Here is a 14,656-nt window from a genome sequence, read left to right on the forward strand (position 1 = left end):
TGAAAGTGGAGCGGAAATGTATGCGATTGTTAGTTCTTTGACCAAAAATACCAGCGCGAAATGGCGGGTCCCGACCCTAGAATGTCGGTGGCGTACAAGCGCTGACGATCCGGCATTCCTCGGGGCCGACCTGCCGGAAACGGTGCGGCGTGCGGCTATCGAAGTAATAGGCGTCTCCGGGCCCCAGCACCTTACGTTGATCGCCAACCGTCACCTCGACCCGACCCGAGATGACAATGCCGCCTTCTTCGGCCTCATGGCCGTACATCACGCGCCCGGTGTCGGCACCTAAATCGTAGGTTTCCTCAAGGATCATCAGCGCGCGACCAAATAGGTTCGATCCGACTTGCCGCAGAGACAATCCGCCCTTGCCGATTTCGGTCAGGTCCTCGGCTGCATAGAACACGGTCTGCTCGGCTTCGATCTCGAAGGAAAAGAAATCGGACAAACTGATCGGTATGCCCTGCAGAATGCGCCGCAAAGCGCCAACCGAGGGGTTCATCTTGCCGGATTCAATCAGCGAAATTGTCGAGTTGGGAACCTCTGATTTCTTGGCCAAAGCGCGTTGCGACAGGCCCGCCCGTTCGCGCAAAGCGCGCAGGCGCAACCCAAGAGTCAGATCATCGTCATCGGTGTTCTTCATGTTCAATATCCGCATCACTTGATGAGTACACGGACGGTAAATCAACGACTTATGATTCACAAGAAACAGGCTTTCGTCCAAAAGGAGCGGGGCTATAGTCGCGCGATCAAACCAAAGGGGCTGTGGCCCTGGAACCGGAAAGGACGCAAGATGCTGAACGCTCAGATTGCTGAACGCCGCAATAACTCGATTTCTCAGGGTGTTGGAATGCAGACGCAGGTCTATGTCGATCGTGCCCAGAACTCTGAGGTGTGGGATGTCGAGGGTAAGCGATATATCGATTTCGCTGCCGGCATCGCTGTCGTGAACACCGGTCATTGCCACCCAAAGGTGCTGGAGGCCGTGCAGAAGCAGGCCGCCAATTTTACCCATACCTGCCATCAGGTCCTGCCCTATGAGAACTATATCCGTCTGGCAGAGCGTCTGAACGAGAAGGTTCCGGGCGATTTCGCCAAGAAAACCGTGTTTGTGACCACTGGTGCCGAAGCGGTCGAGAATGCCGTCAAAATTGCGCGCGCCGCCACTGGACGGCCAGCAGTAGTTGCCTTTGGTGGTGCTTTCCACGGACGGACGTTCATGGGAATGTCGCTGACCGGCAAGGTACAGCCATACAAGGCGGGGTTTGGCGCAATGATGCCCGACACCTATCACGTTCCGTTTCCCGTCGAATTGCACGGCACCTCGACCGAGGAGTCGCTGGGCGCGCTGGCCAAGCTGTTCAAGTCCGATCTGGACCCGGGCCGCGTGGCTGCCATCATCATTGAACCGGTTCAGGGCGAGGGGGGGTTCTATCCGGCGCCTGCCGAATTGATGCGCGGGTTGCGCGCCTTGTGCGACGAGCACGGTATCGTGCTGATCGCAGATGAAGTGCAGACCGGCTTTGCCCGTACCGGCAATCTGTTTGCGATGGAGGCCTATGACGTTTCTGCCGATATCACCACTATGGCCAAGGGCCTGGCGGGCGGATTGCCACTGGCGGCTGTAACTGGCCGCGCCGAACTGATGGATGCTGCGCAGCCAGGCGGTCTGGGTGGCACTTATGGTGGCAACCCGCTTGGTATCGCGGCGGCGCATGCGGTAATGGATGTGATCGAAGAAGAAGGCCTGTGCGCCCGCGCCAACGAATTGGGCTCGCGTCTGAAACAGCGTTTGGAATCGATCCGCGCCCGTACCCCGGAAATCGTCGACATTCGCGGCCCCGGCTTCATGATCGCGGCCGAGTTGAACACCGCCGATGGCAGTGCCCCAAATCCGGAATTGGCAAATGCTGTCCGCGCCGAGGCACTCAAGCGAGGATTGATCCTGCTGACATGTGGCGTATATGGGAACGTGATCCGTTTCCTTGCACCGCTGACGGTTCAAGACGAGATTTTCGCCGAGGCGATGGATATCCTCGAAGCCTCGGTCGACGCTGCCAAAGGAGCCTGAACATGCTGGATACCAAAGTGACAAAGCTGGACCTGAAGGATTCCAGCCTTCTGGAAACCCGCGCCTATATCAATGGCGAATGGGTCGAGGCCGAAGATACCTTTCCCGTTTTCAACCCCGCCACTGGTGACCTGATCGCCAACGTGGCGGACGTGACCATCAAGGGCACCACCGCCACGATCGACGCAGCTTATGCGGCAAAAAAGGAATGGGCGGCACAGACTGGCAAGGAGCGCGGGGCAATCCTGCGAAAGTGGTTCGACCTGATGGTTGAGAACGCCGACGACCTGGCCACGATCCTGACCGCCGAAATGGGCAAACCCTGGCCCGAGGCGCGCGGAGAGATCCTGTATGGTGCGTCCTTCATCGAGTGGTTCTCGGAAGAGGCCAAGCGTATTTACGGCGATGTCATTCCGGGCCACCAGCGCGACAAGCGCATTGTGGTGCTGAAGCAGCCCGTGGGTGTCGTCGGTTCGATCACGCCATGGAACTTCCCCAATGCGATGATTGCCCGCAAGGTCGGTCCGGCGCTGGCTGTTGGCTGTACATTTGTGGCCCGCCCGGCGACGTTGACGCCTCTGTCGGCTCTGGCCATGGCGGTTCTTGGAGAACGCGCCGGAATTCCGGCGGGTGTGTTCAATGTGATCCCGGGCACCGACAGTTCGGGCGTCGGCAATGAGCTGTGCACCAACGATAAGGTTGCCAAGATCACCTTCACTGGTTCGACCCGCGTGGGCCAGATCCTGATGCGTCAGGCGGCAGGCACCATCAAGAAGATGTCGCTTGAGCTGGGCGGCAATGCACCGTTCATCGTTTTCGATGACGCAGATGTGGACGCCGCGGTTGATGGCGCGATGATCGCCAAGTTCCGTAACAACGGCCAGACCTGCGTCTGCGCCAACCGCATCTACGTGCAAGCGGGTGTCTATGATGAATTCGCGTCCAAGTTGGCCGAAAAGACCAAGGACCTGAACGTAGGCAACGGGTTTGGCGACGGCATCACAACCGGCCCGCTGATCAATGACGCTGCTGTTGCAAAGGTCGAAGAACATATCTCGGATGCTGTCTCGAAGGGCGCAACCGTCACTTTGGGTGGCAAGCGTTCTGAGTTGGGCGGTTCCTTCTTCGAACCCACTGTTCTGACCGACGTGACCACCGAAATGGTCGTCGCCAGGGATGAAACCTTTGGCCCGGTCGCGCCGCTGTTCAAATTCGAGAGCGAAGATGACGTAATTGCCATGGCCAATGACACTGAGTTCGGTCTGGCGTCCTATTTCTACAGCCGCGATCTGGCGCGGGTCTGGCGTGTGGCCGAAGCGTTGGAATCGGGCATGGTCGGCGTCAACACCGGTCTGATCTCGACCGAGGTTGCCCCATTTGGTGGCGTCAAGCAGTCCGGCCTGGGTCGCGAAGGTTCGAAATACGGAACCGAGGATTTTCTGGAGATGAAGTATCTCTGCATGGGTGAAATCCGCTAAATCACGCTTAAAGCGAAAACAGAAACGGAAACGGACCAGGCCCAAGGCTTGGTCCGTTTTCGCTTTGCGGATGCAGTCGCCAGAAATGAAAATCCCTTGGTTCCGAAGCAGGGGGTGAGCTCAAGGCAAGGGCGGCATGACCAGCAGCTCTTGTATGCTGGATAGCGTATTCCCCCAAGTATATGCATTCAAAGGAAAATGGCGGGTGGAATGGCCGCATAGATACGCCGAAACCTATTAGTCGGTTTGCCAGATGGACGGCGCCGCTTGACGTAGATTTCCTTGCTAATTTGGCGCTCGATCTGCAAATCGAGAGTTGATCAACACAACATATTTTAATAATCCATGAAATATGGAATCATTAATCTCGAATCAGCTCTCCACGCTTGGACATCCGCAACGCCTTGAGGTGTTCAGAATGCTTATGCGCCGCTTTCCCGACCGCGTTGCGGCGGGCGATCTTTCTGCTGCGCTCGACATCAAACCCAGTACATTGTCGAACTATCTGAACGCGTTGCAACAGTCCGGACTGGTCTCGCAAGAGCGTTCGGGAACCTCTCTGCTCTATTCGGCCGAGTTGGAGAATGTGCAGCAAATGCTCGGCTTTCTGCTGAACGATTGCTGCCGTGGCCGCCCTGATCTCTGCATGCCTCAGACTCAAGGAAAAGACGCCATGACGGATCGGAAATTCAACGTGTTGTTCATCTGCGTCGGAAACTCGGCGCGTTCCATATTTGCCGAGTCGCTGCTGCGAGATATCGCTGGCGATCGGTTCAACGTATATTCGGCGGGGACGATGCCGTTTTCCGAATTGAATCCCTTTGCTGTGCAAGTTTTGCAAGACAAGGGACATGACACGTCGGTTCTGCGCTCAAAGAACGTTGCTGAGTTTTCGGGCCCAGACGCGCCGGACTTGGATTTTGTTTTCACTGTCTGCAACAAGGCCGCAAACGAAGAGTGTCCGGCATGGGAAGGTCAGCCGATCAGCGGCCATTGGGGCATGACTGATCCCGTGAAGGCCGAGGGTACGGATGCCGAAAGAAGCCTGGCCTTCCAGAACGCCTATGGTGCCCTCAAGCGCCGGATTCAGGCGTTTTCGTCTTTACCGGTTGAAAGCCTCGACCGGATCGCATTGCAATCTGCCGTCGATGAGATCGGCAGATCGACACCCGAGGACACAAGATGACAACCTACGCTTTGAACGGCCTGGGCCGGATGGGGAAGCTGGCGCTGAAACCGCTGCTGGACAAAGGCGCCGAGATCGCCTGGATCAACGACGCGGTCGGAGACCCAGAGATGCACGCGCATCTGTTCGAGTTCGACACCGTGCATGGGCGCTGGGGCGCCCGTTTCGAACATGACGCCGACAGCATTACCATCGACGGTACGCGTCTGCCCTTCGTCGGTACCCAGGACATCGGCGCGCTGCCGTTGGGCGGTGTCGACGTGGTCGTCGATTGCACCGGCGTCTTCAAGACCGAGGCCAAGCTGGCCCCCTATTTTGATGCTGGGGTGAAAAAGGTAGTAGTATCGGCTCCGGTCAAAGACGGTCCGACCGCGAATATCGTTATGGGCGTCAACGAAGACAGCTATGATCCTGCCACGCACCACATCGTGACCGCAGCCTCTTGCACGACCAATTGTCTGGCCCCGGTGGTCAAGGTGATCCATGAAAACCTCGGCATCCGTCACGGTTCGATGACCACGATTCACGATGTGACCAACACGCAGACAATTGTCGATCGACCGGCCAAGGATTTGCGCCGCGCGCGCTCGGCGCTGAACTCGCTGATCCCGACCACAACCGGTTCGGCCACGGCGATCACATTGATCTACCCGGAACTCAAAGGTCGCTTGAACGGCCATGCGGTGCGCGTGCCGTTGCTGAACGCGTCGCTGACCGACTGCGTGTTCGAGGTCGAGCGGGAAACGTCAGCCGAAGAGGTCAACGCCTTCTTCAAATCCGCAGCCGAAGGGGAACTGAACGGCATACTGGGTTACGAGACCCGCCCGCTGGTCTCGACCGATTACACCAATGACGAACGGTCTTCGATTGTCGACGCGCCCTCGACCATGGTGGTGAACGGCACTCAGGTGAAGATCTATGCGTGGTACGACAACGAGATGGGCTATGCGCATCGTCTGGCGGACGTCGCGCTTATGGTCGGGGCCTCGCTGTGACACAAAGGCCCCAAGGCCTGTCGGCCTATATCGCGGTCACAGCAGCCTATTGGGCCTTTATGCTGACCGACGGAGCCTTGCGGATGCTGGTGCTGCTGCACTTTCATACCTTGGGGTTCTCGCCGGTGCAGCTGGCCTATCTTTTTGTACTGTACGAAATCGCCGGTATGGTAACCAACCTCGCGGCAGGCTGGATCGCAGCCCGGTTCGGGCTGACCTCGACGCTCTATGCCGGGCTGGGATTGCAGGTTGCTGCCCTGCTTGCGCTGACACAACTGGACCCGAATTGGGCGGTTGTTGCTTCTGTGGCCTTTGTCATGCTTGTGCAGGGCGTAAGCGGCGTGGCCAAAGACTTGGCCAAGATGTCCTCGAAATCTGCTGTCAAATTGTTGGCCCCGGCCAAGGGCGGCGGATTGTTTCGTTGGGTTGCTATCTTGACCGGCTCTAAAAACGCGGTGAAGGGGCTGGGGTTCCTGCTCGGCGCGGTCCTGTTGGCGACGCTGGGCTTCACGTGGGCCGTTTTGGTCATGGCCGCCGTTCTGGCGCTGATCCTTGTCGCCGTAATGCTGTTCATGCCACCGGGCCTGCCCAAGGGGCGCAAAGGCGCGAAGTTCTCCGAAGTCTTCTCGAAATCCGCCAATGTGAACTGGCTGTCAGCAGCACGCGTCTTCCTGTTTGGCGCGCGGGACGTGTGGTTTGTGGTCGGTATCCCGATCTATTTCTACGCGGTCCTGTCGGACGGCACCGAAGCCGGCAATCGCTCGGCGTTCTTCATGATCGGAACGTTCATGGCTATCTGGGTGATCCTCTACGGCGCGGTTCAGGCGAACGCGCCGAAAATCCTGCGCGCGTCTCAGCGCAGCGAGGGTGAACTGATCCAAGCTGCCCGGAACTGGGCCGCGGCTTTGTTCTGTATCCCTGCGGCGTTGACTTTAGCGGTACTGCTGTCGTCGGGCCCCCAGACTTGGTTGACCGTTACGCTGGTTTTGGGCCTGCTGGTGTTCGGAGCAATCTTCGCGGTGAACTCTGCGCTGCATTCCTATCTGATCCTGGCTTTCACGAAATCCGAGCGCGTGACGATGGATGTCGGCTTTTACTATATGGCCAACGCGAGCGGTCGTCTCTTGGGCACGGTTCTGTCCGGGCTGACCTACCAGCTAGGTGGGTTGGCGTTGGTCCTAGGAACCGCAGCGGGAATGGTCGCGCTGGCGGCGCTTATTTCGGGCAAGCTGAACGCGCAGGATGTCGAGGCATATTCATGAGCATTTTCGAACGTTATCTGACGGTCTGGGTCGCACTCGCCATGATAGGCGGCGTACTGATCGGCCTGGCTGCGCCCGCGCTGGTTGGGGTAGTCGCGTCAGCTGAGTTCGCCAGCGTCAACCTTGTCGTCGCTTTGCTGATCTGGGCGATGGTCTACCCTATGATGGTCAGCGTCGACTTTGGCGCGGTGGCTGGCGTGGCGCGACAGCCGAAAGGGTTGATTGTGACGCTGGTGGTGAACTGGCTGATCAAACCCTTTACCATGGCGCTTTTGGCGGTGCTGTTTTTCGAGCATGTGTTCGCGCCGTGGATTAAGCCCGAGGATGCCGCGCAATACACTGCTGGCCTGATCCTGCTGGGCGCGGCCCCGTGTACGGCCATGGTTTTTGTCTGGTCGCAACTGACCAAAGGCGACGCAACCTACACACTGGTACAGGTCTCTGTGAACGATCTGATCATGGTCGTGGCCTTTGCGCCCATCGTTGCGTTCCTGCTGGGGGTCACCGAGATTTCAGTGCCGTGGCAGACGCTGGTTATGGCGACAGTGCTTTATGTCGTATTGCCGCTGATCGCCGGACTGCTCACCCGGGGCCGACTGGGTTCGCAACAGGCAATCGATGCCTTCTCGGCAAGAGTGAAACCCTGGTCTGTCGTTGGATTGATCGCAACCGTTGTGATCCTGTTCGGGCTTCAGGGCGAAACCATCATCGCCAAACCGCTGGTCATTGTGCTGATCGCGGTGCCAATTCTCATACAAAGCTATGGTATCTTTGCGCTGGCCTACGGGGCGGCCTATGCGCTGAAGGTCCCTCATCGCATCGCTGCCCCCTGCGCGATGATCGGTACCTCGAACTTTTTCGAACTGGCCGTGGCCGTGGCAATCAGCCTGTTTGGCCTGCACTCGGGTGCTGCCCTGGCAACGGTTGTCGGCGTATTGGTCGAGGTTCCGGTGATGCTGTCATTGGTCGCCTTTGCCAACCGAACCCGCGCGCGCTTTGACGTGGTGCCGCCTTTGAGTCCCTGAGGTCAAGCCAGCTTAAAAGGGATTGTGCGGTCAACCTGCCTGTTCGACCTTGTCGCAGCCGTGTTCCCTGAGCAGTACATTCAGAAACAACTTCGCAACGCGGGTTGGCGCGGGTTGCTTTCTTGTCACCGCCGCAAACCGGGTTCGATATTGTATGTCTTCGGGCAGCACCTTCTTCATCAGCCCCTGATTGACAAATTCATGCGCGAGGTGATCGGGAAGGAAGCCCAGATAGCGGCCAGAGAGAATAAGGATTGCCAGAGCCTGTTCGCTTTGTACCTTGGCAGCGCGCCGAAACCCCAGTTGCTGGCCGACAATGAGGTTCGGAGAATTCACGCTGAGACCCGCATAGTTGAACTCTTGCAAGTCGTTCGGCGCAAAATCGCCGGTTGATTGGCGAAACAATGGGTGCTCTTCGCCGCAGTACAAATACATGTTCTCGCCATAGAGCGGCGCATAATGAAGGCTTGCCGACGGCCTGTGCAACGCGATGATTCCGACGTCCAGATGTCCGCTGATGACCATCGTCTCGATCACATTGGGCGGTTCCTGGGACAGTTCAATCTGCACCGCAGGCGCGGCCTCGTTGAATTTGTGGATCGCTCGGGCAAGCCGGGCTTCGGGGTTCGACGTGCATTGGTCAAAAAGCGCGACGCGAATGCTCCCCGCCATTTGTTGTTTGATTTCATTTACTTCAGTCCGAAACTGCGAAACTGAAATCAGCAGGTCTTCGGCCGCAAGCAGCACTTTCTGGCCGTCTTCGGTCAGCGAAAACCCCGATGGGCCGCGATTGCACAGTTTGAGATCAAGCCGAAATTCCAGATCGGAAAGGTGCTTTGAGATCGTCGACTTGCCGATGTTCAGCTCAACTTCAGCTGCTGAAAGACCTCCGCTTTCGACCACGGTTTTGAAGATCCGCAGCAAGCGGATGTCGGCATCTCCTATTCGGGTTGCAAGCTTGTCGTGTTTCATGTTCGATACCTGTGAAACCTTTCGCGCAAAGTTTAACAACGAAGAAACGTTTGCCGCAAGTTAGATTCGCGAGATCGAGGCAGAATCGGACTGGCCACTCTCCCCAGGTCGTCGCGCACCTTGAAAACTGAGAAATGGGAGGAAATCCATGTCATTTGTAACCAAGCTCGGCACCTTTGCCGCTGCGATGTCCACTGCGGCGCTGATGGTCGCAGGCGCGGCTGAAGCCAAGAACTTCAAAATCGCAGTCGGCGATAGCGGAGGCTCCAGCCAAGAGGCCACAGGTCTGGGCTTCAAGGCCGCCCTCGAAGAACTGTCGGGTGGCAAACATACCGCAACTCTTTTCCTGAACGGTCAGCTTGGATCCGAGCAGGATACCGTTAACGACGCGGCGATCGGCACGCTCGACATGTCGCTGCTGGCGATCAACAACATCACGCCTTTCTCGCCGACCGTCGGCGTGTTCACCCTGCCTTATGTTATCCTCAGTCTTGAGGATGCCGAGAAACTGACCCAGGGCCCCATTGGACAGGAACTGACCGAGAACACAATCAATGACGCCGGTGTCCGCATCATTGCTTGGACCTACACGGGTTTCCGTCGCCTGACCAACTCGAAAAAACCGGTCAAGTCGGTTGCAGATCTTGAGGGTTTGGTCATTCGTGTTCCCAAAAACGAGATCATGATCGACACCTACAAATCCTGGGGTATCAGCCCGACACCGATGGCATGGTCGGAAACTTTTGCCGGTCTGCAGACCAAAGTTGTTGATGGTCAGGACAATCCCTACACCACCATCAACGCGATGAAGTTCTACGAAGTTCAGAAGTATGTGACGAATATCCGTTACATTTTCTCGATCGAGCCGCTCATCATTTCCGAGCAGGTGTTCCAGGAACTGTCCCCCGAGGATCAGGAAATCGTGCTTGAGGCTGGCAAAGCCGCGACCCAGGCATCTGCTGACTTCCTGCGCGCGAAAGAAGCTGAGATCAAAGAGATCCTGATCGAAAAAGGCATGGAAATTGTCGACCCTGAGAACGACGAGGCCGAGTTCATTGAACTGGCGACAACAGCCGTGTGGCCGAAGTTCTATGAAAGCATTGGCGGCGTCGAAAAGCTGAACGCCGTGCTGGCCGAAATCGGTCGTGAACCGGTTTCTCAATGAGCTAAGACCAAAAAAGGTCGATAAAGAAAGGGGGGGGCCTGAGGGTGCCCCCCTACAAAAAGGGAGGGTCAGATGTCAAAATTTTGGGGATTTGTAGACAACATCGAAAGCTATATCTGTCGCACTTTGCTGGCGTTGTTCGTTTGTTTGTTGTTTCTGCAGGTCGTTGTGAGAACTCTGTTCGCGTTCTCGTTTTCTTGGGTCGAAGAACTGTCGATCTACATGTTCGTCTGGTTCGTCTTCTTTGGGGCCAGTTATGCCGCGAAGATGGGCGCCCATAACCGAGTGACGTTCCAGTTTAAGTTCCTGTCGCCGCGCGCGATCAAATATATCGAAGCCTTCGCGGATCTCTTTTGGATCTTCTTCAACGTCGTTTTTGTCTATCTGGCGATCGATTTCATCTTCAACAAGATGAACCGGTTCCAGTCGTCGCAGACTCTCGGATTCCACCTGAGCTGGGTCTATATCGTCCTGCCAATTGCCTTCACCCTGATGACGATCCGTGTGATCCAGGTGAACTACCGAAAGCTTGTGCTGGATGAAGAGATGGTCGACCCGGATGCGATCGATCTCGATGCTGTTAAAGCCGAAGCCGAAAGTCACAGCCATAGCCATAGCGATGACACATCCAGCTCTGAGGGAGAAAAGTAATGGGTGCTGAAATTATCCCACTGCTGTTTGGCGGATTTCTCTTTCTGCTGTTCATCGGTGCTCCGATCACCGTGGCGCTTGGCGTCTCGACTCTGATCACCTTCCTATATCTGGGTGAAAACCCGATCAAATTCGTGCAGATCGCCTTTACGTCGGTCGGGTCCTTCCCGCTGATGGCGTTGCCCGCCTTTATCCTGGCTGGTGCGCTGATGGAGGCATCGGGGTTGTCGCGACGGCTTATCAATGTCGCCGAAAGCTTTGCTGGTCCGTTTACCGGCGGTATGTCGGCTGCAACCGTCATGGCGTGTCTGTTCTTTGGTGCGATCTCGGGCTCTGGCCCGGCAACTACCGCTGCCGTTGGCATGCTGATGATTCCGGCCATGATCGATCGCGGATATTCAAAGGGCTTCGCGTCGGCGATAACTGCCTCATCGGGCGGTCTGGGCATCGTTATCCCGCCTTCGATCCCGCTGATCATTTTTGGCATCGCCGCATTGGGTATGCCGCCCCCACCCGAAGCGGTGGAGGAGTTCGGCCAGTTCCAGACCGTTTCGATCCCGAAACTCTTCATCGCTGGATTTATGCCCGCCTTCCTGATCGCAGGCAGTCTTCTGCTGATGAACTATGTTCTTGCGAAAAAGAACAACTACACGGGCAGTACAGATGGCTGGTCAGCTCGCCATATGTGGTGTGAGATGTATCGCGGTTTCTGGGCGCTGATGGCACCGGTGGTGATCCTGGGTGGTATCTATTCGGGCTATTTCACACCGACCGAAGCGGCGATCGTTGCGATCTTTTACACGCTGATCGTTGGCGCGTTCATCTATCGGGAGCTATCGTGGAGCAGTCTGTTCGGCGCACTTGAAACCACCACGTGGCTGACTGGTCGGGTTCTGCTGATCATGTTCACCGCAACGGTGTTCGGGCGGCTTTTGGTCGAAAACCAGGTGCCGGCGGTAATTGCTCAGGGTATGTTGTCCTTCACTGACAATATCTATGTGATCTGGACACTCGTGATTCTGTTCCTGCTGTTCGTCGGCATGTTCATGGAAACACTGGCAACGATCCTGATCCTGGTTCCGGTGATGCTGCCGGTGGCCTATAGCGTGGGCATTGATCCGATCCACTTTGGTGTGGTCATGGTCTGTACTCTGGGCATCGGGTTCCAGACACCTCCGCTGGGTGAAAACCTGTTCATCGCGTCGGGGATTTCGAAGATCTCGATCGAAGAGATCTCGCTACGTGCCCTGCCGTTTGCCTTCATCAACACGGTTGCGATCTTCATTATCGCGTTCTTCCCCGAGATCTCGCTCTGGCTGCCGCGTGTGTTTGGCTACTAGGCGCGATCGAAAGGAACAAGGAACTGAAACCATGAAACAAACAATCACGCAGATCCTTTTCGCGACAGACCTGTCGCGAAATTCCACCTACGCCCTAATGCACGCGGCCAGCCTGGCCGCGTCAACAGGGGCAAAGCTGCATGTTTTGCACGTCTCCGAGCCCCTCAGCGACGATGCGTTGATCACCTTGCGTATGTTCATGCAAGATACGGGCTCGCGGGCCGAGACCCTGAAGGCGCGCCATGACCACGTCAAGGCGGTGTTGACCGAACGGCAAAAGGCATTCTGGGCAGCTCTGCCCGAGGCTGATCGCGGTATCCAGGATCAGATCGAAACGATTGAGATCATCGACGGATACCCCGCCGAAGTGATCTTGCGACGCGCGCATGAACTGAATTGCGACCTGATTGTTTTGGGCGCTCATGACCACGGGTTCTCGCACACGTTCCTTGGCACGGTCGCCAAGCGAGTGCTGCGCCGTGCGGATATCCCCACGCTTGTCGTTCCATACCGGGACGACGGTAAAACCACCTAAACAACCACGAAAGACAAGACTATGACCAATACCCTCACCGCGCAGGACCTGGCGGATACGTTCGACGCTTTCAACCGTCACGATATCGACGGCGTGATGACCCATTTCGCAGATGACTGCGTATTTTATACCGTCGCCGGAGACGAGAAATACGGCAACAAGGTCGAAGGTGCCGAGGCCATCGCGGCCGCGTTCTCGGGCGTCTGGGCAGGCATGAAAGATGCGCATTGGGATCATCACAGCCATTTCGTCCACGGTGACCGTGCCGTGTCGGAATGGACCTTTTCCGGCACCGACGCCAACGGAATGCGGATCGAAGCCGAAGGCGCCGATCTTTTCACCGTTCGTGACGGAAAAATCATCGTGAAACAGGCGCTTCGCAAAACGCGCCCGATGTTCAAAGCCTGATCCGCCGCCCTGCGCGCAGCCTCGGAGAACACTGGAATGGTGGATAACAGTATCCCGCGTCACTGGCCCAAAACCAGTTACGATCCAAAATACGACCCGATCATCGATGCGGGTCCGGGTCACAATCGTGATCACGCACCAACATATTGGATTGGAACCGCCGGAACCCCTCCGGCCGATGATGGCCCTGTATCCAGCGACATGGACGCAGACGTCGTTGTCATCGGCTCGGGCTACACGGGTCTGTCGACCGCCATTCATCTTGCCAAGGAACATGGCATTCAGGCCGTTGTCCTCGAGGCCAACACTGTGGCCTGGGGCTGTTCAACCCGCAACGGCGGGCAGGCGCAGATATCTTCCGGACGGCTGAAGCGATCGCAATGGATTCAGCGTTGGGGAACGGACGTAGCAAAGGGTATGCACGCCGAGGTCACCGAGGCGTTCGAACTGTTCAACGATCTGATTGCTTCGGATGACATTGACTGCGATCCGCAAACCGGTGGGCACTACTATATTGCCCATCGGGAAAAGGTCATGCCGTCCTTGAAGAAAGAGAGCAAGCTGCTGAACGATGTGTTCGGATATGGCTCGCGCATTATCTCTCGCGACGAGTTGCACGAAAGCCATGTGCGCGACATGGAGGCAACCGGAGCCATGTGGGAACCTGACGGGACCTGCATTCATGCTGGCAAACTTGCCTTTGGCTATGTCAACATGGCGCGTCGGTTGGGTGCAAAAGTGCATACCGGCAGCCCCGTCATGGGATGGGAAACTAAAGGCGGCGTCCACCATCTGCGCACGCCGGGCGGTATCGTTCGGGCCAAGTCTGTTGCTCTGGCAACCGCTGGTTACACGCCGCCGGGACTGAATAATCGAACCAAGCACCGCCTGATGCCGATCCTGTCAAATTCAATGGTCACGCGGCCCTTGACGCAGGCAGAACTGGACGAATGTGGTATCCAGACCAAGTCACCGCTAACCGACACCCGCACGTTACGGCATTACTATCGCCTGCTGCCGGATAACCGGATGCAGATCGGCAGCCGCAGCGCGGTCACCGGGCGCGACGCCGAGAATGACAAGCATCTGGCGCTGTTGAAAAAAGGCTTGACGCGGAAGTTCCCGGCACTGGAGGATATCAACCTCGATTACTCTTGGTGGGGTTGGGTCGATGTCAGCCATGATATGATGCCGCGCATTTTCCAACCGGACCCGGATCAACGCGTGTTCTATGCCATGGGATATGGCGGCAATGGCGTGATGTATTCGGCCCAGGCTGGGCGTCGCATGGCGCAACTTGTCGCTGGCCAGAAGGATAAGGCGTTCGAGCTGCCGATCTTCACCTCGCCGCTGCCAAGCCACGGCATCCTGACACCGTTTCGCCGTCTGGGTCAGCGCATGGCCTATGTCGGTTACTACCTCAGAGACGAAATACTGTAATTTACCAACGCTTTAGCGTCCTATAGAAGGAAACGCTCAGATGAGAATGACGACGGAAGAGGCCTTTGTTAAGGTATTGCAGATGCATGGTATTGAGCATGCGTTTGGTATCATTGGTTCGGCGATGA

Annotated in this window: 14 protein-coding genes; 12 read left to right on the top strand and 2 right to left on the bottom strand. The window is 56.9% G+C overall.

The features are described 5' to 3' along the window. Positions 1-76: 76 nt before the first annotated feature. Positions 77-643: a cupin domain-containing protein gene (locus ACR0JA_RS15000; RefSeq protein ID WP_480576340.1), complete on the bottom strand. Its 567-nt coding sequence runs from the start codon at positions 641-643 to the stop codon at positions 77-79. A gap of 150 nt (positions 644-793) precedes the next feature. Between ACR0JA_RS15000 and ACR0JA_RS15005 the strand changes: the two genes are divergently transcribed. The 6 genes from ACR0JA_RS15005 (at position 794) to arsB (ending at position 8,017) form a co-directional block, all read left to right on the top strand. Then, positions 794-2,071 carry a 4-aminobutyrate--2-oxoglutarate transaminase gene (locus ACR0JA_RS15005; protein ID WP_480576343.1) on the top strand — a complete coding sequence of 426 codons (1,278 nt, stop codon included), beginning with the start codon at positions 794-796 and terminating at the stop codon, positions 2,069-2,071. A 2-nt stretch (positions 2,072-2,073) separates the two neighbouring features. Next, the gene (locus tag ACR0JA_RS15010; RefSeq protein WP_480576345.1) at positions 2,074-3,549 is read left to right on the top strand and encodes an NAD-dependent succinate-semialdehyde dehydrogenase; all 1,476 of its coding nucleotides are present in this window, start codon (positions 2,074-2,076) and stop codon (positions 3,547-3,549) included. A 352-nt stretch (positions 3,550-3,901) separates the two neighbouring features. Beyond that, entirely contained in the window at positions 3,902-4,735 is an 834-nt protein-coding gene (locus ACR0JA_RS15015) for an arsenate reductase/protein-tyrosine-phosphatase family protein (protein WP_480576347.1), read from the top strand. Continuing rightward, on the top strand, positions 4,732-5,730 hold the full coding sequence (locus ACR0JA_RS15020) for an ArsJ-associated glyceraldehyde-3-phosphate dehydrogenase (RefSeq protein ID WP_480576350.1): 999 nt from the start codon (positions 4,732-4,734) through the stop codon (positions 5,728-5,730). Before ACR0JA_RS15015 ends, ACR0JA_RS15020 begins: the two co-directional genes overlap by 4 nt. Then, positions 5,727-6,992, top strand: a complete 1,266-nt coding sequence (gene arsJ / locus ACR0JA_RS15025; protein ID WP_480576353.1) for an organoarsenical effux MFS transporter ArsJ — start codon at positions 5,727-5,729, stop codon at positions 6,990-6,992. Before ACR0JA_RS15020 ends, arsJ begins: the two co-directional genes overlap by 4 nt. Next, positions 6,989-8,017: an ACR3 family arsenite efflux transporter gene (gene arsB, locus ACR0JA_RS15030; protein ID WP_480576356.1), complete on the top strand. Its 1,029-nt coding sequence runs from the start codon at positions 6,989-6,991 to the stop codon at positions 8,015-8,017. The genes arsJ and arsB overlap by 4 nt, the downstream gene beginning before the upstream one ends. Before the next feature lie 30 nt (positions 8,018-8,047). Here arsB and ACR0JA_RS15035 read toward each other — a convergent pair whose 3' ends face one another. After that, positions 8,048-8,989 (bottom strand): LysR family transcriptional regulator, encoded by a 942-nt coding sequence (locus tag ACR0JA_RS15035; RefSeq protein ID WP_480576359.1) that lies wholly within the window; start codon positions 8,987-8,989, stop codon positions 8,048-8,050. Positions 8,990-9,137: 148 nt separating this feature from the next. Here ACR0JA_RS15035 and ACR0JA_RS15040 point away from each other — a divergent pair, with 148 nt between their 5' ends. The 6 genes from ACR0JA_RS15040 to ACR0JA_RS15065 all read left to right on the top strand — a co-directional run bounded on the left by ACR0JA_RS15040 (position 9,138) and on the right by ACR0JA_RS15065 (position 14,528). Then, complete coding sequence (locus ACR0JA_RS15040) at positions 9,138-10,154, top strand: TRAP transporter substrate-binding protein (RefSeq protein ID WP_480576362.1); 1,017 nt, start codon at positions 9,138-9,140, stop codon at positions 10,152-10,154. A 72-nt stretch (positions 10,155-10,226) separates the two neighbouring features. Next, a complete protein-coding gene (locus tag ACR0JA_RS15045) occupies positions 10,227-10,805 on the top strand; it encodes a TRAP transporter small permease (RefSeq protein ID WP_480576364.1) in 579 nt (192 codons plus the stop codon). Further along, entirely contained in the window at positions 10,805-12,145 is a 1,341-nt protein-coding gene (locus tag ACR0JA_RS15050) for a TRAP transporter large permease (protein ID WP_480576367.1), read from the top strand. The genes ACR0JA_RS15045 and ACR0JA_RS15050 overlap by 1 nt, the downstream gene beginning before the upstream one ends. A gap of 31 nt (positions 12,146-12,176) precedes the next feature. After that, positions 12,177-12,680 carry a universal stress protein gene (locus ACR0JA_RS15055; RefSeq protein ID WP_480576370.1) on the top strand — a complete coding sequence of 168 codons (504 nt, stop codon included), beginning with the start codon at positions 12,177-12,179 and terminating at the stop codon, positions 12,678-12,680. 21 nt (positions 12,681-12,701) lie between these two features. After that, entirely contained in the window at positions 12,702-13,088 is a 387-nt protein-coding gene (locus ACR0JA_RS15060) for a nuclear transport factor 2 family protein (protein WP_480576373.1), read from the top strand. 36 nt (positions 13,089-13,124) lie between these two features. Beyond that, positions 13,125-14,528 (top strand): NAD(P)/FAD-dependent oxidoreductase, encoded by a 1,404-nt coding sequence (locus tag ACR0JA_RS15065; protein ID WP_480576375.1) that lies wholly within the window; start codon positions 13,125-13,127, stop codon positions 14,526-14,528. Positions 14,529-14,656 lie beyond the last annotated feature (128 nt).

The sequence above is a fragment of the Ruegeria sp. AM4 genome (assembly GCF_056540665.1).